This window comes from Kordiimonas lacus, assembly GCF_001550055.1.
Taxonomy (GTDB): domain Bacteria; phylum Pseudomonadota; class Alphaproteobacteria; order Sphingomonadales; family Kordiimonadaceae; genus Kordiimonas; species Kordiimonas lacus.
On sequence record NZ_LRUA01000002.1, the window covers coordinates 1 to 18,856 of the forward strand.

Genomic DNA, 18,856 nt, shown 5'->3' on the forward strand with positions numbered 1-18,856 from the left:
CTGAGCTGGTCCCCAAAGCTTGGACAGTTTCAGGGCTAAATTAAGCTACAGTTTCGGTCTCTGATCATTGTTTTCCATTGTTGGTTCAGGCTGCCTTGTCTGCCGCTTGGAGGACCGGGCCGAGGCCCGGGCCGGAGAGCGGCAGACAGCCGTGATAGATTTCCTTCGGCGTACAGCCCGAATGGGCGCTATGAGGCCTGAGGCGGTTATAGAAGTCAACCCAGGCCCGGATGCCTGCCCGGACCTCCCGGCCACCCTCGAAGGCGTGCAGATAGACGCACTCATACTTGAGGCTGCGCCACAGCCGCTCGATGAAGATATTGTCCATGCACCGGCCCTTGCCATCCATCGAGATGCGAACCCCGGCCCCGCGAAGCCGCTGTGTCCAGGCCCATGAGGTGAACTGGCTGCCCTGGTCGGTGTTGAAGATCTCGGGGCTGCCATACCGATCGAGCGCTTCATCGAGGGCATCGAGGCAGAACTGGACATCCATGGTATTCGACAGCCGCCAGGCCAGCACCTTGCGGCTATGCCAATCCATGACCGCCACCAGATACAGGAAGCCCCGCGCCACAGGAATGTACGTGATATCGGCACACCAGACCTGATTGGGTCGGTCGATCCGCAAGCCCTTCAATAGATAAGGATAGCGCTTGTGCCGGGGATGCGGTGCGCTGGTGTTGGGCTTCTGATAGATCGGCATCAGGCCCATGAGCCGCATCAGCCGACGCACCCGCTTGACATTGATCTGATGGCCCTTGCGTCTCAGATGCCAGGTCATCTGGCGGACACCGTAAAAGGGCGTATCCAGGAACTGCTGGTCGATCTCGCGCATCAGGTCCAGGTTCTCGGGGCTCTCGCCCTTTGGCTGATGATAGAAGCTCGATCGGCTCAGCGACAGCAGTTGACACTGGCGGGTGACGGACAGCTTGGGTCGGCGCTCAATCATGGTCCGCCTCACTTCTCGGTCCATGGCTTGAGCGCGTTCACTAAAAAATCATTCTCGATCGTCAACTGCCCGATCTTGGCGTGAAGGTCTTTGATCTTGCCCGGATCGACCTCCGCTTCCTTCTTGGCGGCCCCACGCTCGAAGATGCCGGCGGCATTCTCCAACAAGGCCTTCTTCCACTGGTGGATCATCGTCGGGTGAACCCCGAACCGGCTCGACAGTTCCGCAACCGTCTGTTCGCCTTTCAGCGCCTCAAGCGCCACCCTGGCCTTGAAGTCGGGCTTATACTGTTTCCTCTTGGACATATTTGGTCTCCGTAACTGAGACCAGAAAACACGTTTCCATAGCTTACGTCACTGTCCGATTTCCGGGGACCAGCTCAATCTGCTCGCCCAATCCCAGTACTAACTTCCTTATGGCGAGTTTTGATTGGCAGGTTCTTTGGAAAGTCCGTCTATGTCGGTATTATGTACCAGATCAAAAAACAGCGTATGAGCGATCGCTAACTTTGCTTCGTCACTGATGTCAGAATTATTTACCAAATCAATGCCGATTTTTATTACAGCATAAACACCCAGCATCCCATGGTTTGGGTCCTTCGAAATAAACTCATAGACCTGTTCGCACACCTTATTCCTAAGCTCGACAGCCTCTGCGGATCGTTCAACCAAGCTTGTCATTATCTCACGAACCTCACCTCTGCATTGCCCGTCATCACCTCCTGGCAGAGCTGCCGAGCAGATTTCTGTATAGATTTTAATTCGTTGACCACAATCCGCTCATTCAGTTTTTGCAGGCCAAATGCAATCAGGAAAAATGGCAATGTAAAAATGAGGCCATATAGCGATAGCCCCATGAGGATGATGCCTAAACCTAGCAAGAGCAGGAAGCCAAACGCCCCGAACCCGATGAAACTGCCAAAAATAAAACGGAAAACACCTAGGATACTTCTGAACACCCAAATGATAGAATGTGAGACGACATTCAAAATCCGAAGTATCCCTGAGGGACGGTAGCACGACAGAAGCAGGCTATAGATGGCTTCAAGGTCACCATCCAAAATCTCTTCAGCTTGCAGGTAGTGTAGTATTCTTGGATAAGAAGTTCCATCCTCAAGAATGATGCTTAGGTTGATACCATCCTGTGTTGGAACAGCACGCATCACGGCACCAGTTTCAAAGATTTTTATCTGCTGATCTTTCATCGAACCTTGCTGTCGTCATTGGGAGCGCCGGTGACTTTACGTCTACATCAATAAATTGAACAAAAATCGCATTATGCTATGACTAACAGCCAATAGTCGTAGTCTAGTTTCTGTCAAATGTCCACAGCCCATAGGATTCTACGGGTATGGACATGTTCAAGAAAAATATCGGTTTGCGTATCAAGGCGTTAAGAATGTCACTTGGCTTCAGTCAGGAAGACTTGGCCGCTCAAATTGAACGATCAGTCCATTCCATTTCCCAGATTGAGCGTGGGGTGAATGCGCCGAGCTTAGAAACTGCGGTGAAAATTGCCGAAGCGCTAAATTGTAGCCTTGACGACTTGGTACATGCAGACATTAGCCGCAGCGCTAAGTCGGGTGTAAGAAGCAACGCTGAAGTGCAAATTTGGGCTACACTTCAAGGCTTGACTGACAGGGAGCTTGAGGCTGCCGGTGCTGCTATCAAAGCTTTCGCGTCCGTCAGGGACGGCTAGTCTATTGGCCTAGGAAACTCAAATCAGGTCGGTCTCAAGAGATTGCCCTTGATACAAAGATGCGATGGGAGATTCGTATGGCATACCAGGGCATTGTCATCCTCACCGGCGCTGGTATTTCCGCGGAAAGTGGCTTGCGGACTTTCCGTGATAACGGGGGCCTGTGGGAGGATCATAGCATCGAAGAGGTTGCTACTCCCCAGGGCTTCGATGCAAACCCAAGCCTAGTACATAAGTTCTATAATCAGCGTCGAGCACAACTCCAGCATGCTTTGCCAAATGCCGCTCACAACGCTTTGGCACGCTTGGAGGCGGAGCACCAAGGAGACGTCACCACGATTACGCAGAACGTTGATAATCTCCATGAGCAAGCGGGATCCAAGCGAATACTGCATATGCACGGCGAACTGCAGCAAGTCCGTTGTACCTTCTGCGATACGACCCATACATGGACCCAGGACTGTGACGACACTTCGTTATGTCCTTCATGTGGTGCGGCTTCCAGCCTCCGCCCTAACATTGTTTGGTTCGGTGAAATGCCTTTTCATCTGGATCAAATTGATCGTGCATTGGCATCCTGTGATCTGTTTATCAGCATTGGAACAAGCGGAAATGTTTACCCCGCGGCGGGCTTCGTTAGCGCTGTGCGCCGCATGAATCGCGCTTATACAGTAGAAATCAATCTTGAGCCGAGTGTGGGCGTGAGTTTGTTTCATGAAGCTAGACATGGCCCCGCTGGAACTCTTGTACCGGAATTTGTGGATGCCCTTCTCAATAAGGGGGATTGAAAGTCGTCTGACTACGGATGGCTCTGCCGTGTCATCGCAAATCCTCCTTGATTTGTTCCTGACCCAGCTTCAATCGCTTATAGAAATCTTTCTGTATTTATGGGACGTTTTGAATGCCCCGCGAGGGTGACCCAAGAATTGTCGTAAAGTGAGCCTTCGGCTTGCACTTTCCGCCAGTTCTTGGGTTCCAAAAATGTGTTCATGAACACATTAATTGAATTTCTGCACTTTTATTTTTAATATCATGCGGTTAGATCGGGTGAACAAAAATCCAATCCATATAAACGTCAATAACCTGCATGAGCGCGGCGGGGCAGAGGGTGTTATCCATATGCACGGCGAGCTGGGCCGGGTGCGCTGTGTGCACTGTGGCATGCGCCACGACTGGACGACCGACTGCACGCAGGCAACGGCTTGCCCAAGCTGCAATGCTGCGCCAGGGCTGCGGCCCGACATCGTATGGTTTGGCGAAATGCCCTATCATATGGACCTGATATACACGCGGCTTCGCGCGTGTGACCTGTTCATATCCGTCGGCACCAGCGGTAACGTCTATCCGGCCGCCGGGTTCGTGGCCGAGGTGCGGCGCGTTGGGCATGCCCACACCATTGAAGTCAATCTGGAGCCCAGCGCGGGCGTGAGCTATTTTGAAGAATGCCGCCACGGCAAGGCTGGCGACCTGATGCCGGCCCTGGTGGACGAACTATTAGGAAAAGGGACAGTGACATGAGTGACAGACCATCGAGAATGACAGACACTGAGCGGGATGCCGCCCTGGGCACCGTCTCCGGCTGGGCCTATGACGCAGAAGAGAAGGCCATCAGGAAAACCTTCCAGTTCGCCGATTTTTCCGAAGCCTGGGGCTTCATGAACCGGGCTGCACTTCTGGCGGAAAAGCTGGATCACCACCCTGAATGGTTCAACGTCTATAACCGGGTTGAGGTGAAAATGACCACCCATGACGCGGACGGGGTGACGACCCTCGATTTCCAAATGGCGACGGCGATGGACAGTTTCGCCGCATAAGGAGACAACCATGAAAACCACGATCGTGGCCTTCGCGGCCAGCATGCTATGTGCCACTGCTGCCCTCGCGGGCGCTGAAGTGAAGCTGAAGGGTGCAGAGGATGTTCTGGGGAACGCTATCAGCTACCCTGAAGGACAGGCTGAGATCACGGGTCTTGATGTCGTGCAGAAGCCGGGCGAATGCAACGGGTGGCACAGTCACCCTGTGCCCACGTTCGGGCTGGTGAAATCAGGCGAACTGACCGTGACCTACGCCACGGGTGAAGTGAAGAAGTTCAGCGCGGGCGATATGCTGATCGAAGCGCAACATGTGGCGCACGAGGGCTGCAACACGGGCAATGCCGATCTTGAGGTTCTGGTGTTTTACGCTGGTTCAAAGGACGTGCCCAACACGCACAAGCGCGAAGACGAACGTCCGCAATAAGCCCCGAGCCGGGGTCTAGTGAAGGGGTTGCAGCCCCACGTGGATGACCGCTGTTCGGCTGGCATAGTGCGGCACGATCATGATCTTGTCGGTATGGTTATGGTCGCTGGCGAGCGGCAGGTAAAGCGTGTAAACGATTTCTGGCCCTTCCTTCGGTCCGACATACGGCACCTCAAAATAGTGCGGTTGGCCGTCCTCATAGGTTTGTCGCATGAATGACCACAGCCTGCTTTCAGGCCCCTTGCCGGGGATCATGGAAAGGCGCACACCGGTATAGTCCTTGTGCAGATGGTCCACCACCGTCGTGCCGATCAGCCGGTATTCAAAATCCAGCGGATTGGGCTTTACATCCAGGATGGCTATGTGTGTTACATGCCTCCCTAACGCGCGGAGGGAAAACTCTTTTCGTGAAGGCAGGCCACCTTGTTGAAGGTGAAACTCAGACCAATGCTTTAGTAACGCCTGCTGCGATTCTGACATTTGCATCGACGCCTCCTCTGCCGTTCTGGCAACGTCTGTCTCTATCGACCCCTGAGGCACCCTTAACAGAATGTTTACCCTATCACGTTCACCCAGAGGCGGCGAGTCAATTAGGACAGTTTCGAGACTAAATATTGCACCCAGGCTTCCAATAGCCCGGTGTCATCTGTTTTGGGGCAGGTCAGGAAACCTTGGAGATGAAATTGCTCACTAGCAGGATCTTGTTTGGGGTTTGATGGTCGTCGGCAAGCGGTAGAAACAACAAGGTCGAGCGCAGGAAGGCCTGTTGTGGGCCCACGTAAGGGACTTCCTGAAACAGCGGTTGTTTGCTGGCGCTCACCTGATCCAGAAAGCTCCAGATTTTACTGCCAGGGCCTTTGCCTTTCATTTGGCTTAGCTTCTTGCCTGTATAGTCGCCGTGCGTATGGGCGCGCACTTCGGTGCCCACCAGGCGGTAGCAAAAGTCGTGCGGGTCGTTAAGGATGTCGAAGATCACCACATGGGGCAGATATTTTCCCAGCTCTCTGACATTCAGATCCTTGCGCGCGGGCATGCCGCCAGCTTTCTCAAGCCAACCGTTCCAGTAATCCAGGAAGATTTTTTGTGTGTGCGAGAGGTCCATTCGCGAGGTCCTGGTGGTTTGTATTGGGCTGGTAATTGACTGCGACAAAGTTACTCGTCCATCCAGTTTTTCACAAGATTATGTGCAATGGCGAACGGCGGCGGCACCAAGCGGTAGGGGCTTTCGCCTTTCATGCTGGCGCGCACATCATCTTTGGTGATCCACAGGGCCTCGGCGATTTCGGCCTCCTGCAGCGTGATCTCGCCGTCTTCCACCCAGGCTTCAACACCGATCATCAGCGTTGATGGCCACGGCCATGGCTGGCTGGCGACATAGCGGACATGGGTGGTCTTCAGGCCGACTTCCTCGAACACCTCCCGCGCCACGGCTTCTTCCATGCTTTCGCCCGGCTCCATGTAACCGGCCAGGGCGGAGAAATTACCTTCGGGCCAGCCTTTGCCGCGGCCCACAAGGGCCTTGTCACCACACCGCACCAGCATGATCACCACCGGGTCTGTGCGCGGAAAATGATGGGCTTTGCAGGCAGGGCATTCGCGCTCATAGCCCGCCTTGATCATCTCGCTTTCCTCGCCGCATTTGGCGCAGAAGCGGTGGCTGTCGTGCCACATCAGCATGCTTTTGGCCTGGGCGATGATGCCGAGCGATGGGTGGGGCGACGACGGTGGATTGGTGAGCTTGTGTGCGATGTTGCGGCCATCGCGGAACTTCTGGCCCTGTGGTTCGAAAAACTCGGCGAAGTCTGTCGTGGTGCCGCCAAGCTTGACAGCAAAGCGTGGTGCCCCGTTTTCATCAAGGCCCAGGAAAATCGTATTGTCCTTGGGTAGCAGACGGATAGCGGACGGCTTCTGCCAGGCAATATCGCCCGGCTCGTCTGTCAGGACCCAATAGTCATTTGGTGGCAGGAAGCTGCTGTTGCCCTCATCCCGTTCGCCTTCAATGGCAAAAAGGACGACTCGGGCGTCCTCGCGCTCCATATAGGCGCCGAATATCTCGGGATCTTCCCGCAGATGGTCTGCACGGTTGAGCGGATTGCCGGAAAAAGCGGTCGGTACGGACGAAAGTGCCATGAAAAACTCCCCAAATGGACACTCCATTACCTAGGGCGGACACATTACTCTTGCAAGTCACTTCAAGAATCGCCATATACACTCCCGGGAGAGCCGGCGGACATTCCGCTCGCCAACCCGGTCAGGTCCGAAAGGAAGCAGCCGTAACGAGTTTGGCATGGGTCGCATTGGCCCTCCCACCCACCTTCCAGTTTAAATTCCTGATCTTCCTTTAGCTTTGGCAGGTCATTATGAAGTCGGTTGTCGTCAGGAATTCCGTCACGCTTGAATATGAAATGTTCGGACAGTCCGGTAACAACGGCACTGTTCTGCTTGTATCTGGTGCTGGTGCGCCCGCAACATTCTGGCCACTCCCCTTTTGCAAGCGACTGGCTGACGCCGGGCTGCGTGTAATCCGGTATAATCACAGAGACACAGGTGGTTCGACGCATTTTGATCAGCCCTATTCCCTCGAGGAGCTGGTGCAAGATATGATGGCGCTTCTGGACGCGCTGTCTGTCGCGGAAGTCCATTTGATTGGGCACTCCATGGGGGGATATATGGCGCAATTGGCGATGGTCCTCTATCCCGAAAAGATACGATCCATCGTATCCATGTCAGCTGGGTCGGTTATCGATGAAGATATGAAGCTGGCACTGGGGCTTTCGTCTCCGAATACGGAGACATGGGCACAGCTGATGAAAAATGTCCCTGTAGGCGACCTTGATCAGGATTTGCCGGGGTGGCTTGAAAGCATGTGCTTCCTGAATGGCGGGCTGGCCTTTGACCGCTTGATGGCCCGGGACTATGTCGCCAACCTCTATAGCGGGGACCCACGAAACGCGATGGTTGCCGACAATCATATTCATGCGATGACAACCGTGCCAAGTACCCTGGCCAAGGGGGTAGGCGAGGCAAGCCAGCCAATGCTGGTTCTTCATGGCCAGCAAGATCTTCTGGTGCCAATTGATAACGGCAAACATACCTGTGATTTGGCCGGAAGAGCACGAGGCAACTTCATAAAGCTGGAGGAGGCTGGCCACATGTTTTTCAATCAGGAAATCTGGCAGGAGATTGGCGACTCCATTGTCGATTTCATCACTGGACAAGAGTAACCTTTTACCTTTCCTGAAACAGTTTGTCCTGCTAGTCATAGTCCCTCAGTGACAGAGGGACGAGGCGATATGAACGAAAGCGCGAAAAAGACAGAATATCAGGTTCTGGCCCGTAAATACCGGCCGTCGGATTTCGACAGCCTGATCGGCCAGGAAGCCATGGTGCGCACGCTTTCGAATGCCATCGATACCGGCCGTCTGGCGCACGCCTTCGTGCTGACGGGTGTTCGCGGGGTGGGTAAAACCACCACGGCGCGGATCATTGCCAAGGCGCTCAATTGTACGGCCCACGACGGCCCTTCCATCAGCCCCTGCGGTGAATGCGAAAACTGCAAATCCATTGCCGAATCGCGCCATGTTGACGTGCTTGAAATGGACGCCGCGTCCCGCACCGGCGTGGACGACATTCGCGAAATTATTGAAAGCGTGCGCTATGCGCCTGTGTCAGCGCGCTACAAGATTTATATCATCGACGAAGTGCACATGCTGTCGAAGAATGCCTTCAACGCGCTTCTGAAAACGCTTGAAGAGCCGCCGGAGCATGTGAAGTTCATCTTCGCTACCACGGAAATCCGCAAGCTGCCGGTCACGGTGCTTTCCCGCTGTCAGCGCTTTGACCTGAAGCGCGTGGAAGCCGAAACGCTGATCGGGCATCTGGCGACGCTGGTTGAGAAGGAAGGCGCCAAGGCGGACGAGGGCTCGCTGAAGCTGATTGCCCGCGCAGCTGAAGGCTCGGTCAGGGACAGCCTGTCGCTGCTGGACCAGGCCATCGCCCACGGCGGTGGTGAGGTTTCGGAACAACAAGTGCGCGATATGCTCGGCCTTGCCGACCGCGCCCAGGTGCTGGACCTGTTCGAGCAGGTGATGAAAGGCGAGATCAAGAAAGCCCTGACCACCCTGCGCGCCCAGTATGATTCTGGCGCTGATCCGGCCGTGGTTTTGAATGACCTTCTGGAGGTCACCCACTGGCTGACGCGCCTGAAGGTTACGCCAGATAGCGGCACAGACACACTTGTTTCGGAAGCGGAACGAACACAGGGCGGGGCCATGGCCGAAACCCTTGGCATGCCGCACCTGACCCGCGCGTGGCAGATGCTGCTGAAGGGTGTCGGTGAAGTGAAAGTGGCGCCAAGCCCGATCGCGGCGGCTGAGATGGTGTTGATCCGCCTCGCCTATGCCGCCAACCTGCCGGCGCCGGCCGATCTGGTGAAACAGTTGCAGTCCGGCGGCGGTGCGCCAGCAGCCGGTGGTGCGGCCCCTGCGGGTGGCGGCGGGAATGTGACTGCCATTGGTGCCCAGCAGACGCAGGCGACTGCCCAAGGCGGCACGACCGCTTCCATGCCAAGCGCGCAGGTTGTGGCGCTGAGGCAGGATGATCACGGCGATCACCCGATGCACCCGATGCCGGTCGATTTCGAGAAACTTGTGGCCCTTTTCGAAGCCGAGCGTGAGCCGACGCTGGCGGTGGTCCTGAAGGATCATGTGCGGCTGGTGGACTATAAGCCCGGTCGGGTCAGCTTCAACACCACGCGCCAGACGCCGCCTGATTTCATCATGCGCACCAAACAGTGCCTGAAGGCCTGGACCGGCGTGGACTGGCAGATCACCATCACCAAGGAAGCCGAAGGCGACGACACGATCCGCACCAAGGAAATCCGGCGTGACAAGAAGCGCCGCGATGAAGCCATGGCGGAGCCGATCGTGAAGGCGCTGTTGTCCACTTTTCCGGACGCTGAGCTGCTGGCCGTGCGCGACAGCCGCACCGAAGAGGAGCTTGAAGCCGACTTGGTGGACGAGGCGCTTGAAGGCATCAGCTTCGATGACGACGCCAGCGAATTCGATTTCTAGTTTTGGAGTGATCCCATGAAGAATTTATCTGACATGCTGAAAAAGGCCCAGGAAATGCAGGCCAAGATGGGCGACATGCAGGCCGAGCTTGACCATGTTGAGGTTGAGGGCACGGCGGGCGCCGGCATGGTGAAAGTGGTCTTGTCAGGCAAGGGCGACATGAAATCCGTGTCGCTCGACCCGTCGATCTTCTCAAGCGAAGACAAGGAAGTGGTCGAGGACCTGATCGTCGCCGCGCACAATCAGGCGAAAGCCAAAGTGGCCGACGCGGCCGCAGAGAAGATGAAAGACCTCACCGGTGGCCTTGACCTGCCGCCCGGCTTCAAAATGCCGTTCTAGGGCGTGGCACGACCCAAAATTTATTGCCTTGAAAATGCCGGCTTTTTCCTCCTACCGTTAGCGACAGGGTGATTGTCTATGATGGGGGAATGACATGGCAACCAATCAAAGTCTTCTGCAGTTTGTCGAAAAGGCACTTGGGAAGGGCCAAAGCCGCGAGGATATAGCGACTGCTCTTGAAGCTGCAGGCTGGGATAAAAGCGAGATCAAGAAGGCCTTGGCCGCTTTCGCCCCGATGGATTTCCCCGTTCCCGTACCAAGTAAGCATTATTCACTGGCTGCACGCGACACGGTTTTCTACCTGTTCCATTTCTGCGCCTTGTATCTGTCTAGCTGGGGCGTCATCTTCCTGGGTTTCAATATCCTTGATTTCACCATCCCTGATGCGTCCAGTTCAATGAATGCCGATTATATCGAAGGCAATATTCGCTACTGGGTCGCATGGTCGATTGTTTTCGTGCTAGCCTATCTCGTCGCCGCATGGAAAGCAGAGCAGCGCACAAAATTGGATCCCAATTGCCCCATGTCCAGCGGCCGACAGTGGCTGACCTATCTGACCTTGTTTCTAGCCGGGATGACGGCGCTTGGTGATCTGGTAGCCCTGATTTACCACTTTCTGGACGGCGCAGCGACGATGCGGTTCCTGTTGAAGGTGGCTGTGGTGGCCGGTGTGTCCGGCGGTGTCCTTCTGTATTATTTCCGGTCAATCAAGACGGTTGAAGATGCGGAGGCCGGTGATGCAGCCTAGTTATTCCGCGAAACTGTTCCTGGGCATTGCAGCAGCATTGACCCTTGCGTTGGTCATTGTTGGCACCATGCTGGTGCGCTCCCCTGCAGAAATGAAACTTGTGAAAATGGATCAGAGGCGCGCGCAGCATTTGCAACAGCTTGCCCAGTCGGTGCGCGTTTTTTATCGGGCGGAAAAGGCACTCCCACAAGACTTACTTGCCCTCAAGGAACGAGATGATCGCTTGAAGTTGTCTGTCGATCCGGTTACGGGGAGAAGCTATCAATATAATTTGATAGGCGAGACTTCGTTTGAGCTTTGCGCCACATTTTCGCTGTCCACCCTTGAGGGTGATCGGCCGATGTATGGCTTGATATATGACGTGGATTGGCGTCATCCAGCCGGCGACTATTGCTATAAAATTGATATCGATAGCCAGAATGACCTGCGCGGATTTTGAGTATCCCTGTTTCACCTACATCCTTGGCAGCGTGAAGGACGGCAAGGCCCGCACCTATGTGGGCTGGACAACGGACGTGGAAGCCCGGCTTCAGGCCCACAACGCGGGCACCGGCGCCAAATCCACCCGCGGGCGCACCTGGGTGATCCTGCACACAGAAGAATTTAAAACGCGCGGCGAGGCCATGAGCCGGGAATGGCACTTGAAACGCGACCGGAAATTCCGCAAAAAGCTGATGGAAGAGTTTTTGAAAGGCTAATAGATGCCCCGTTCTCACGGCAGTGAAATCGATACGCTGATCCAGCTTTTGGCAAAACTGCCAGGCCTTGGGCCGCGGTCTGCGCGCCGGTCCACGCTGCAGCTTCTGAAGAAGAAAGACAGCGTAATGAAGCCGCTGGCGGACGCGCTCAATATGGTGGCGGACAAGATCGTCATCTGTGACACCTGCGGCAACATTGATACCCACAACCCCTGCCATGTGTGCGAGGACACGCGGCGTGACCGCAGCCTTGTGTGTGTGGTTGAGGATGTGGCCGACCTGTGGGCGCTCGACCGGTCAGAGACCTTCAAGGGGCTCTATCATGTGCTGGGCGGTACGCTTTCGGCGCTGGACGGTGTCGGCCCGGATGAACTGAACATCAGCCCGCTGATCGACCGTGTCGAGACGGGCGATGTGCAGGAAGTGATCCTGGCGCTGAATGCCACAGTGGACGGCCAAACCACCAGCCACTATCTGGCTGAACGCCTGGCAAGCAGCGGCGTCAAGGTAACGGCGCTCGCGCACGGCGTGCCCGTGGGCGGCGAACTGGATTATCTGGATGACGGCACCCTGGCAGCGGCGCTTAGGGCCCGTGGGAGTGTAAGTTGATGACAGGTCATGTAACCCACAAAGGCGGCTGCCACTGCGGCGCCGTGACGTTCGAGCTGGATGCCCCGGCAACGCTCAAGGGCAAGCGGTGCAACTGCAGCATCTGCAACATGACCGGCTTCATTCATGTGTTCGCCACAAAGGACGAATTCCGCATCACATCGGGCGCAGACAATCTGACGGACTACCGCTTCAACACGGGCACGGCCCAGCATCTTTTCTGCAAGACGTGCGGAATCAAAAGCTTCTATGTACCGCGCAGCCACCCGGATGGCTGGTCGGTCAACCTGAACTGTATCGATAAGGCAACTGTGGAAGCCACGGACGTGGCCGATTTCGACGGCGCTAATTGGGAAGCTAACATCGCGGGCCTGCGCGCTGACGACGCCTGACTATCCTGATCCAGAAAAGGGGTCGGGGTCTGCCGGTATGAACAGACCCCGAGGGGAGCCCAGGGGTTTGGCCTGAGGCTCGGGAGGTGTACTTAGGGCGGTCGGCGCGCGCCCCTGCTATCTCGCATACTGAACGGCCAAAGCCTGAATGCCGTCCATCGTCACTCGGGAACAGTTCGGGAATATCCTCACCCGCTTGCCCAAGAGAATAGGCTTCTCCAGCGTGTGCGAAAACTAGAAAGAATTTAGGTAAAATATCAGCCAAGAAGGCGGCTGATCACGTCCTCATAGATGTCCGTGAGGGCCTCGATGTCGGCCACAGCCACATGCTCGTCAATCTTGTGCATGGTAGCGCCCACAAGGCCGAATTCCACCACGGGGCACATGTCCTTGATGAAGCGTGCGTCAGACGTGCCGCCAGTGGTTGACAGCTCAGGCGTTACACCCAGGCGTGCGTGCGCGGCTTGTTGCACGGCATCGGAAAGCGGTCCTGCAGGCGTCAGGAAACTGTCGCCACTGAGCCACCAGTCAATCTCATAGTCCACCCCGGCGCTGTCCATCCGGCGGGTCAGTTCCGCACGCAGGGCTTCGGGTGTGAACTCGTTGTTGAAGCGCACATTGAAGCGTGACTTGGCCTCTGCCGGGATCACATTGTGGCTTTCGTTGCCCACATGGACGTTGACGATTTCCAGGTTCGACGGCTGGAAACGGTCATTGCCGTCATCAAGCGGACCATCGAGTGTTGCCAGCACCTTGACCAGATCGGGGATTGGGTTCTTGGCTACATGCGGGTAGGCCACGTGGCCCTGCATGCCCTTGACGGTGACGATGCCGTGCAGGCTGCCGCGGCGGCCGATCTTGATCATCTGGCCCATCTCTGTGGGGTTGGTGGGTTCGCCCACCAGGCACATGTCGATTGTCTCACCACGCTCGCGCATCCAGTCCAGCACCTTTTTGGTGCCGTTGACCGCATCGCCTTCCTCGTCCCCCGTGATCAGGAGCGAGATGGAGCCCTTCGGCGCGCCCTTGGCGAGCGCGCGTTCGACGGCCACCACAAAGGCAGCGATGGCGGATTTCATGTCAGAGGCGCCGCGACCATACAGCTGGCCGTCACGTACTTCGGCGGTGAAGGGGTCAACCGTCCAATGGTCTTTGGCACCCACGGGCACAACGTCTGTGTGGCCGGCGAAACAGAAATTTGGGGCTTCTGTCCCCAGTCGGGCATAGAGGTTCGGGACAGGGGCATAGCCCTCTTCCTCGAACACCAGTTTTTCGCACTTGAAGCCCATGTCCCCAAGGTAACCCGCCAGCAGGTCCAGCGCATCGCCCGTGTCCGGCGTTACGCTTTCAAGGCGGATCAGCTCCTGGCTCAGGGTAATGGGGTCAAGGCCTGCCATGGATTAGTCCCTCAACAGTTCGTTGACGGAGGTTTTGGAGCGCGTGCGCTCATCCACCCGCTTCACGATCACAGCGCAGGCCAGGTTCGGGCCTGGTGTGCCGTCCGGCAGTGGCTTGCCCGGCAGCGTGCCCGGTACCACAACGCTATAGGCAGGCACGCGGCCCATGAATATTTCGCCGGTGTTGCGGTCAATAATCTTGGTGGAGGCGCCAATGAACACGCCCATGGAAATCACGGCGCCTTCTTCAACGATCACGCCTTCAGCCACTTCTGACCGGGCGCCCAGGAAACAGTTGTCTTCAATGATCACCGGGCCAGCCTGCAATGGCTCCAGCACGCCACCAATGCCGGTGCCGCCGGAGATATGCACATTCTTGCCGATCTGGGCGCAGCTGCCCACGGTGGCCCAGGTGTCCACCATGGTGCCCTCATCCACATAGGCGCCGAGGTTGACGAAAGACGGCATCAGGACTGCGCCTTTGCCAATGAAGGCGGAGCGGCGCACGATGGCGCCCGGTACGGCGCGAAAGCCTGCGTCGCGGAAACGGTTTTCGCCCCAGCCTTCAAACTTGGATGGCACCTTGTCCCACCAGTTGGAGTTTTGGCCCGGGCCGCCTGCAATGGCTTCCATGTCATTGAGGCGGAAGGACAGCAGCACGGCCTTTTTCAGCCACTGGTTCACCACCCATTCGCCGCTTTCCTTGCTGGCCACGCGGGCTTCGCCGCAATCCAGGAGGTTCAGCGCGGTTTCAACAGCATCGCGGACTTCCCCGGTTGTTGCGGCGGAGATTTCGTCGCGGTTGTCGAACGCGTCGTTGATGATGGTTTCCAGTTGGCTCATGGGCGCGGTTCCTCAGGCGTTAGGTCTTCACAAAAATCGCAAGAACAATAGCGCCCGCGCCCCCCAAGTCAATCGCAGGAACAGCGTGTACGCCCTAGAATTCCTTACCTACCGGTTTAAAAAAGCGTGCAGCCAGGTGGCCAGATTGTCGGTTTCCGCATGAACGGTTTCCGGATCGTGGTCGGCCTGGCCCCAGATGCTGCCTGTATTGATCCACACAGTTGCCATGCCCATGGCGTGGGCTGGTACCAGGTTCCGGGCCATGTCTTCGAACATCACGGCACGCTTCGGGTCGATGCCGTATTTGCCAACGAACTTGTCATAAACCTCAGGTTTCGGCTTGGGTTCAAGCGCGGCTTCATGGATGTCGAAGATGTCTTCGAACTGGTCATCGATGCCAAGGCGCTTCAATACCTGGGCGGCGTATTTCTCATCGGCGTTGGTGAACACGACCTTGCGGCCCTCAAGCCGTTCGATCGCGTTGCGCAGGTGATCATCACGCTCAATTGGCGCAAAGTCGATATCATGCACGCTGTCCAGATAATGGTAGGGGTCCACAGAATGGTGCGCCATCAGGCCCTTGAGCGTGGTGCCATGTTCCAGCAGATAATGCTTCTGCACTTTCCGGGCTTCTTCAGGGCTTAGGCCAAGCAACGTCTGCACATATTCACCGATCTTCTGGTCAATCTGGCTGAACAGGTTGCATTCGGCGGCATAGAGCGTGTTATCAAGATCGAAAACCCAGACATCGCGTGGGTCATCAAAGGTGGGGTGAAAGCTTTGCTTTTTAAAATCCAACATGGTTTCTATGATACTGCCATAAATGTCATTAAAGCTAGATTAACCGTGAGCGGGATAGTTTTTATGACAGGGGACCGGATTTCAGGCAATCTGGGTTGAAAGTGAGAGGGAAACAGTGGCCACACTGAAGAAAATGGCAGGTATTTCAGGCAGTTTGCACCGGTCGAAGTCTAGTGCCTTCCGCATCAATGCAGCGGGTGAAGTGTTGGACAAAAGCCCGTCGGCAGGGCCGCTGGTGGCCCTGTGGAACGATGACCAGGGCCCGTTGCACCATACGGTGCATGAGGCGCTGACGTCAGGCCTGCCAACCGATGCCCGTATCGAGGACGGCAAAGGTTCCACCTATTGGCTGGTCGCTGTGCCGCAGGGTGATGAGGTGGTCGTTGTCACGCGGGATACCACGCTGCCCGACAAGGTTACCGAAGCGCTCTTGAAAAGCCGGACCATGCTGAAGGAACTGCTTGACGGTTCTGTCGACCTGTCGTTCGAGCTTGATGAAAATCATACCTTCCGGTTTATCTCCCCCCACAAAGCTTTTGGTCAGGAGACCGAACAGTGGCTGGGCCGCAATGCCACCCGCATTTTCTGGCCGAATGGCGACGCACCAGTGCGCAACCCGTTCACGGCCCGGCGCGAGGCCCAGTTCGACAATGTGCCTGCCATGTTCGAAGGTGAGGGCCGGTGCTGGCTGCATTTCAATGTGCATCCGCTTTTGAATGAAAAGGGCGAGAAAACGGGCCTCAGGGGCACCTGCCGCGACATGACAGAACGCTATATGGCAGCCAGAAAAACCAAGCAGGACGGCCTCCGCTTCATGCTGCTGCAGCGCATCACCCGCATTCTGAACACGGCGGAAAGTGCGGACGATCTGTTCGATAGTGCCTCAGCGGCACTCCAGGAAGTCTTGCGCGCCGACATGGTGTGGGCGGCCATGCATTATGAAGAGGGGCTCGTGCCCAGTTCCATCATGGGCACCTACCAGGAAATTCTGGATATGGACTCGATCTGGGAGCAACTGAATGCAGCCGAAGATGCAGTCCTGCCATTTGAAAGCACCGGCGACCGCCAGCATCTGGCGCTTCGGATGCAGCGGGGCGACAAAGGCCTGGGGATGATGATTGTCAGCCGGGACACCAAGGTCAGCCCCTGGTCTGACCTGGAGGTCGAACTTTTGGGCGGTGTTGTTGAGGTGCTGACTGCAGCTTTCGGCAAGGCAGAGCTGATTGACACGCTTTACCGCCTGTCGAGCAAGGACGAATTGACGGGCCTGATGAACCGGCGCGCGCTTCGGGAAGCGGTGGAGCGGCGGCTGAAGCACCAGTGCCGCACGGGCCTTTCCGGGTGCCTGGTGTTCATTGATCTCGACCATTTCAAGGAAGTGAACGACACACTGGGGCACAGGGCCGGAGATCTGGCGCTCAAAAGCGTTGCCAGCCAAATGCAATCCATGATCCGCCCGTGTGATTTTGCTGGCCGCTATGGCGGCGACGAATTCATCCTGTGGCTGGAGGATATGGATAGTGACGTTGCGGCGCGGAAGGCCGAGGACCTGATCGCGGCCATGCCGGCTATCCGCGAGGATATTGGTGGCGCGGAGCTGCGGTTGAATGCTTCCATTGGGGTTTGCCCCTCTGTGGCAGGCAAGGACATGACGTTCGAGGAACTGGCCGACCGGGCGGACGCCGTGCTTTATGAGGTGAAGGAATCAGGGCGCGGGCATGTGGCCATCGCGCCAGTGAGCGAAGGCCCATCAGAGGCCGAAGCGGGGGAAGAGGAAGACTTAGATGCTGGGTAAACTGAAGGCACTCCTGGGGGGCAAGTCGGATAAAGACAAGGCGCTTCCCGAAACGCTGACCAAGGAAGACGAGCAGCGCATCCTGGAAACCGGGTCCGATCATCAGCGCCAGGCGCTGGCAACCCGTACGGACGCGCGACCGGAAGTGCTCTATTATCTGGCGGAGGATGCGTCCCCCGAAATCCGCCGGGCCATTGCCCAGAACCCCTCCACGCCGATCCATGCGGCCGAAAAGCTGACAAGCGATGAAGATGACGAGGTCCGGTCCGAGCTTGCGCGCAAGATCGGCCGTCTGGTCCCGGGCCTGCAGCCGGGCGAACAGACGGCACTTCGGGAAAAAGCCATCAAGGTGCTGGAAGCGTTGGCCGCGGACCAACTGCCCAAGGTGCGGGCCTATGTGGCCGAAGAGATCAAAAGCGCAGACAGCGTGCCGAAAGCGATTGTCGACAAGCTGGCGCGCGACGTTGAAGAGATTGTCTGCGGGCCGATCCTGCAATATTCCCCGCTCCTGAACGATGACGATCTGCGCGAGATTATCGCGGCTGGTGTTTCGGGTGGGGCACTCAAGTCCATTGCAAGCAGGGCCTTGGTCAGCGAAGCGGTCTCGCAGGATATCGCCGCCACCCTGGATGTACCGGCGATCGCGGCACTGCTCACCAACCCGAATGCCCAGATCCGCGAGGATACACTGGACCAGATTATCGATCATGCCAAAACGGTCGAAGACCTGCATGCGCCGGTGGCGCTCAGGCCGCAACTGTCAATCCGGGCGATGAAACGGATCGCGGGCTTTGTAGCCTCGGCATTGGTCCATGCCATGATGGAGCATGCGGAACTGCCCGAAGAACAGGCCGAAGAGCTGCTGGAGCGGGTGCGCGACCGGCTGCACAGCGAACGCCTGGGCGATGACGAAGAAGACAAGCTGGCCAAACAGGCCATGGAATATTTTGAGAAGGGCGTGCTTGATGACAAGTTCGTTCACGACCAGATTGAGGCAAACCGGCGCGAATTGTTGATGCAGTGCCTCGCCGTGATGGCGGATATTCCGGCCAAGACAGTGCGCCAGATCATCAATTCGAAAAGCGGGCGCGCGGTGACGGCACTGGCCTGGAAGGCGGGCCTTGTCATGCGCACAGCCTATGACCTGCAAACAAAATTCGCATTGGTGCCCAAGGCGCAGCTTCTGAATGCCAAGGAAGGCCGTGATTATCCAATCGACGACAATGAGCTTGAGTGGCACCTGAGCTATTTCGTGGAACAGGCAGAATAGGACAGGC

Annotated in this window: 23 protein-coding genes, 1 other RNA gene and 1 pseudogene; 16 read left to right on the top strand and 9 right to left on the bottom strand. The window is 56.8% G+C overall.

Features of this window, described 5'->3' with window-relative positions; translation table 11 throughout:
- Positions 1 to 85: 85 nt before the first annotated feature.
- The 3 genes from KORLAC_RS01030 to KORLAC_RS01045 all read right to left on the bottom strand — a co-directional run bounded on the left by KORLAC_RS01030 (position 86) and on the right by KORLAC_RS01045 (position 2,153).
- Positions 86 to 1,254, bottom strand: a protein-coding gene (locus tag KORLAC_RS01030) for an IS3 family transposase (RefSeq protein ID WP_420913266.1) whose coding sequence is annotated in 2 segments (ribosomal slippage) — positions 86 to 984 and positions 984 to 1,254 — 1,170 coding nt in all. Because the reading frame shifts where the segments join, the coding sequence is not laid out codon by codon here.
- Between the two features lie 108 nt (positions 1,255 to 1,362).
- Positions 1,363 to 1,629: a hypothetical protein gene (locus KORLAC_RS01040; protein ID WP_068301522.1), complete on the bottom strand. Its 267-nt coding sequence runs from the start codon at positions 1,627 to 1,629 to the stop codon at positions 1,363 to 1,365.
- Positions 1,629 to 2,153 (bottom strand): hypothetical protein, encoded by a 525-nt coding sequence (locus tag KORLAC_RS01045; protein ID WP_068301525.1) that lies wholly within the window; start codon positions 2,151 to 2,153, stop codon positions 1,629 to 1,631. The genes KORLAC_RS01040 and KORLAC_RS01045 overlap by 1 nt, the downstream gene beginning before the upstream one ends.
- A gap of 146 nt (positions 2,154 to 2,299) precedes the next feature.
- On the opposite strand from KORLAC_RS01045, the gene KORLAC_RS01050 reads away from it, so the two are divergent.
- From KORLAC_RS01050 to KORLAC_RS01070, 5 genes are all read left to right on the top strand, one after another.
- Positions 2,300 to 2,647, top strand: coding sequence for a helix-turn-helix domain-containing protein (locus KORLAC_RS01050; protein WP_068301529.1), 348 nt, complete (start codon positions 2,300 to 2,302; stop codon positions 2,645 to 2,647).
- 77 nt (positions 2,648 to 2,724) lie between these two features.
- Positions 2,725 to 3,435: an NAD-dependent deacylase gene (locus KORLAC_RS01055; protein ID WP_068301532.1), complete on the top strand. Its 711-nt coding sequence runs from the start codon at positions 2,725 to 2,727 to the stop codon at positions 3,433 to 3,435.
- A 259-nt stretch (positions 3,436 to 3,694) separates the two neighbouring features.
- On the top strand, positions 3,695 to 4,165 hold the full coding sequence (locus tag KORLAC_RS01060; RefSeq protein ID WP_074519348.1) for a Sir2 family NAD-dependent protein deacetylase: 471 nt from the start codon (positions 3,695 to 3,697) through the stop codon (positions 4,163 to 4,165).
- On the top strand, positions 4,162 to 4,461 hold the full coding sequence (locus KORLAC_RS01065; protein WP_082714428.1) for a 4a-hydroxytetrahydrobiopterin dehydratase: 300 nt from the start codon (positions 4,162 to 4,164) through the stop codon (positions 4,459 to 4,461). Before KORLAC_RS01060 ends, KORLAC_RS01065 begins: the two co-directional genes overlap by 4 nt.
- 10 nt (positions 4,462 to 4,471) lie before the next feature.
- Positions 4,472 to 4,885, top strand: a complete 414-nt coding sequence (locus tag KORLAC_RS01070; protein WP_068301539.1) for a cupin domain-containing protein — start codon at positions 4,472 to 4,474, stop codon at positions 4,883 to 4,885.
- Positions 4,886 to 4,900: 15 nt separating this feature from the next.
- Here KORLAC_RS01070 and KORLAC_RS01075 read toward each other — a convergent pair whose 3' ends face one another.
- The 3 genes from KORLAC_RS01075 to nudC all read right to left on the bottom strand — a co-directional run bounded on the left by KORLAC_RS01075 (position 4,901) and on the right by nudC (position 7,015).
- Positions 4,901 to 5,371 carry a PAS domain-containing protein gene (locus KORLAC_RS01075; protein WP_068301542.1) on the bottom strand — a complete coding sequence of 157 codons (471 nt, stop codon included), beginning with the start codon at positions 5,369 to 5,371 and terminating at the stop codon, positions 4,901 to 4,903.
- A 175-nt stretch (positions 5,372 to 5,546) separates the two neighbouring features.
- Positions 5,547 to 5,987, bottom strand: coding sequence for a PAS domain-containing protein (locus KORLAC_RS01080; protein ID WP_068301545.1), 441 nt, complete (start codon positions 5,985 to 5,987; stop codon positions 5,547 to 5,549).
- A 50-nt stretch (positions 5,988 to 6,037) separates the two neighbouring features.
- Positions 6,038 to 7,015: an NAD(+) diphosphatase gene (nudC, locus tag KORLAC_RS01085; protein ID WP_068301548.1), complete on the bottom strand. Its 978-nt coding sequence runs from the start codon at positions 7,013 to 7,015 to the stop codon at positions 6,038 to 6,040.
- Between the two features lie 85 nt (positions 7,016 to 7,100).
- Between nudC and ffs the strand changes: the two genes are divergently transcribed.
- The 9 genes and pseudogenes from ffs (at position 7,101) to KORLAC_RS01130 (ending at position 12,743) form a co-directional block, all read left to right on the top strand.
- Positions 7,101 to 7,197, top strand: an RNA gene (ffs, locus tag KORLAC_RS01090) — signal recognition particle sRNA small type.
- A 48-nt stretch (positions 7,198 to 7,245) separates the two neighbouring features.
- A complete protein-coding gene (locus tag KORLAC_RS01095; protein WP_068301551.1) occupies positions 7,246 to 8,109 on the top strand; it encodes an alpha/beta fold hydrolase in 864 nt (287 codons plus the stop codon).
- A 69-nt stretch (positions 8,110 to 8,178) separates the two neighbouring features.
- Positions 8,179 to 9,957, top strand: coding sequence for a DNA polymerase III subunit gamma/tau (locus KORLAC_RS01100; protein WP_068301554.1), 1,779 nt, complete (start codon positions 8,179 to 8,181; stop codon positions 9,955 to 9,957).
- A gap of 12 nt (positions 9,958 to 9,969) precedes the next feature.
- A pseudogene (locus tag KORLAC_RS01105) lies at positions 9,970 to 10,296 on the top strand (YbaB/EbfC family nucleoid-associated protein); the annotation flags it as partial.
- Positions 10,297 to 10,390: 94 nt separating this feature from the next.
- A complete protein-coding gene (locus KORLAC_RS01110; RefSeq protein ID WP_068301560.1) occupies positions 10,391 to 11,044 on the top strand; it encodes a DUF5671 domain-containing protein in 654 nt (217 codons plus the stop codon).
- Positions 11,034 to 11,483 carry a hypothetical protein gene (locus KORLAC_RS01115; RefSeq protein ID WP_068301564.1) on the top strand — a complete coding sequence of 150 codons (450 nt, stop codon included), beginning with the start codon at positions 11,034 to 11,036 and terminating at the stop codon, positions 11,481 to 11,483. The genes KORLAC_RS01110 and KORLAC_RS01115 overlap by 11 nt, the downstream gene beginning before the upstream one ends.
- Positions 11,464 to 11,742: a GIY-YIG nuclease family protein gene (locus KORLAC_RS01120; protein WP_068301567.1), complete on the top strand. Its 279-nt coding sequence runs from the start codon at positions 11,464 to 11,466 to the stop codon at positions 11,740 to 11,742. Before KORLAC_RS01115 ends, KORLAC_RS01120 begins: the two co-directional genes overlap by 20 nt.
- Positions 11,743 to 11,745: 3 nt before the next feature.
- Positions 11,746 to 12,351, top strand: a complete 606-nt coding sequence (gene recR / locus KORLAC_RS01125) for a recombination mediator RecR (protein ID WP_068301570.1) — start codon at positions 11,746 to 11,748, stop codon at positions 12,349 to 12,351.
- Positions 12,351 to 12,743, top strand: a complete 393-nt coding sequence (locus KORLAC_RS01130; protein WP_068301573.1) for a GFA family protein — start codon at positions 12,351 to 12,353, stop codon at positions 12,741 to 12,743. The genes recR and KORLAC_RS01130 overlap by 1 nt, the downstream gene beginning before the upstream one ends.
- A gap of 257 nt (positions 12,744 to 13,000) precedes the next feature.
- Here the strand turns inward: KORLAC_RS01130 and dapE are convergent, their stop codons facing one another.
- From dapE to KORLAC_RS01145, 3 genes are all read right to left on the bottom strand, one after another.
- Positions 13,001 to 14,140, bottom strand: a complete 1,140-nt coding sequence (dapE, locus tag KORLAC_RS01135) for a succinyl-diaminopimelate desuccinylase (RefSeq protein ID WP_068301576.1) — start codon at positions 14,138 to 14,140, stop codon at positions 13,001 to 13,003.
- Between the two features lie 3 nt (positions 14,141 to 14,143).
- Positions 14,144 to 14,983: a 2,3,4,5-tetrahydropyridine-2,6-dicarboxylate N-succinyltransferase gene (gene dapD, locus KORLAC_RS01140; protein WP_068301578.1), complete on the bottom strand. Its 840-nt coding sequence runs from the start codon at positions 14,981 to 14,983 to the stop codon at positions 14,144 to 14,146.
- Positions 14,984 to 15,091: 108 nt separating this feature from the next.
- Positions 15,092 to 15,784 carry a pyrimidine 5'-nucleotidase gene (locus KORLAC_RS01145; protein WP_068301581.1) on the bottom strand — a complete coding sequence of 231 codons (693 nt, stop codon included), beginning with the start codon at positions 15,782 to 15,784 and terminating at the stop codon, positions 15,092 to 15,094.
- A gap of 115 nt (positions 15,785 to 15,899) precedes the next feature.
- Between KORLAC_RS01145 and KORLAC_RS01150 the strand changes: the two genes are divergently transcribed.
- Positions 15,900 to 17,579 carry a sensor domain-containing diguanylate cyclase gene (locus KORLAC_RS01150; RefSeq protein ID WP_068301583.1) on the top strand — a complete coding sequence of 560 codons (1,680 nt, stop codon included), beginning with the start codon at positions 15,900 to 15,902 and terminating at the stop codon, positions 17,577 to 17,579.
- A complete protein-coding gene (locus KORLAC_RS01155; RefSeq protein ID WP_068301586.1) occupies positions 17,569 to 18,849 on the top strand; it encodes a DUF2336 domain-containing protein in 1,281 nt (426 codons plus the stop codon). Before KORLAC_RS01150 ends, KORLAC_RS01155 begins: the two co-directional genes overlap by 11 nt.
- Positions 18,850 to 18,856: the final 7 nt, after the last annotated feature.

What these genes read in the sequence shown, in the direction of transcription:
- KORLAC_RS01040 (WP_068301522.1), bottom strand. Translation starts at nt 1,629, where the DNA reads ATGACAAGCTTGGTTGAACGATCCGCAGAGGCTGTCGAGCTTAGGAAT.
- KORLAC_RS01045 (WP_068301525.1), bottom strand. Translation starts at nt 2,153, where the DNA reads ATGAAAGATCAGCAGATAAAAATCTTTGAAACTGGTGCCGTGATGCGT.
- KORLAC_RS01050 (WP_068301529.1), top strand. Translation starts at nt 2,300, where the DNA reads ATGGACATGTTCAAGAAAAATATCGGTTTGCGTATCAAGGCGTTAAGA.
- KORLAC_RS01055 (WP_068301532.1), top strand. Translation starts at nt 2,725, where the DNA reads ATGGCATACCAGGGCATTGTCATCCTCACCGGCGCTGGTATTTCCGCG.
- KORLAC_RS01065 (WP_082714428.1), top strand. Translation starts at nt 4,162, where the DNA reads ATGAGTGACAGACCATCGAGAATGACAGACACTGAGCGGGATGCCGCC.
- KORLAC_RS01070 (WP_068301539.1), top strand. Translation starts at nt 4,472, where the DNA reads ATGAAAACCACGATCGTGGCCTTCGCGGCCAGCATGCTATGTGCCACT.
- KORLAC_RS01075 (WP_068301542.1), bottom strand. Translation starts at nt 5,371, where the DNA reads ATGCAAATGTCAGAATCGCAGCAGGCGTTACTAAAGCATTGGTCTGAG.
- KORLAC_RS01080 (WP_068301545.1), bottom strand. Translation starts at nt 5,987, where the DNA reads ATGGACCTCTCGCACACACAAAAAATCTTCCTGGATTACTGGAACGGT.
- nudC (WP_068301548.1), bottom strand. Translation starts at nt 7,015, where the DNA reads ATGGCACTTTCGTCCGTACCGACCGCTTTTTCCGGCAATCCGCTCAAC.
- KORLAC_RS01095 (WP_068301551.1), top strand. Translation starts at nt 7,246, where the DNA reads ATGAAGTCGGTTGTCGTCAGGAATTCCGTCACGCTTGAATATGAAATG.
- KORLAC_RS01100 (WP_068301554.1), top strand. Translation starts at nt 8,179, where the DNA reads ATGAACGAAAGCGCGAAAAAGACAGAATATCAGGTTCTGGCCCGTAAA.
- KORLAC_RS01110 (WP_068301560.1), top strand. Translation starts at nt 10,391, where the DNA reads ATGGCAACCAATCAAAGTCTTCTGCAGTTTGTCGAAAAGGCACTTGGG.
- KORLAC_RS01115 (WP_068301564.1), top strand. Translation starts at nt 11,034, where the DNA reads ATGCAGCCTAGTTATTCCGCGAAACTGTTCCTGGGCATTGCAGCAGCA.
- KORLAC_RS01120 (WP_068301567.1), top strand. Translation starts at nt 11,464, where the DNA reads ATGACCTGCGCGGATTTTGAGTATCCCTGTTTCACCTACATCCTTGGC.
- recR (WP_068301570.1), top strand. Translation starts at nt 11,746, where the DNA reads ATGCCCCGTTCTCACGGCAGTGAAATCGATACGCTGATCCAGCTTTTG.
- KORLAC_RS01130 (WP_068301573.1), top strand. Translation starts at nt 12,351, where the DNA reads ATGACAGGTCATGTAACCCACAAAGGCGGCTGCCACTGCGGCGCCGTG.
- dapE (WP_068301576.1), bottom strand. Translation starts at nt 14,140, where the DNA reads ATGGCAGGCCTTGACCCCATTACCCTGAGCCAGGAGCTGATCCGCCTT.
- dapD (WP_068301578.1), bottom strand. Translation starts at nt 14,983, where the DNA reads ATGAGCCAACTGGAAACCATCATCAACGACGCGTTCGACAACCGCGAC.
- KORLAC_RS01145 (WP_068301581.1), bottom strand. Translation starts at nt 15,784, where the DNA reads ATGTTGGATTTTAAAAAGCAAAGCTTTCACCCCACCTTTGATGACCCA.
- KORLAC_RS01155 (WP_068301586.1), top strand. Translation starts at nt 17,569, where the DNA reads ATGCTGGGTAAACTGAAGGCACTCCTGGGGGGCAAGTCGGATAAAGAC.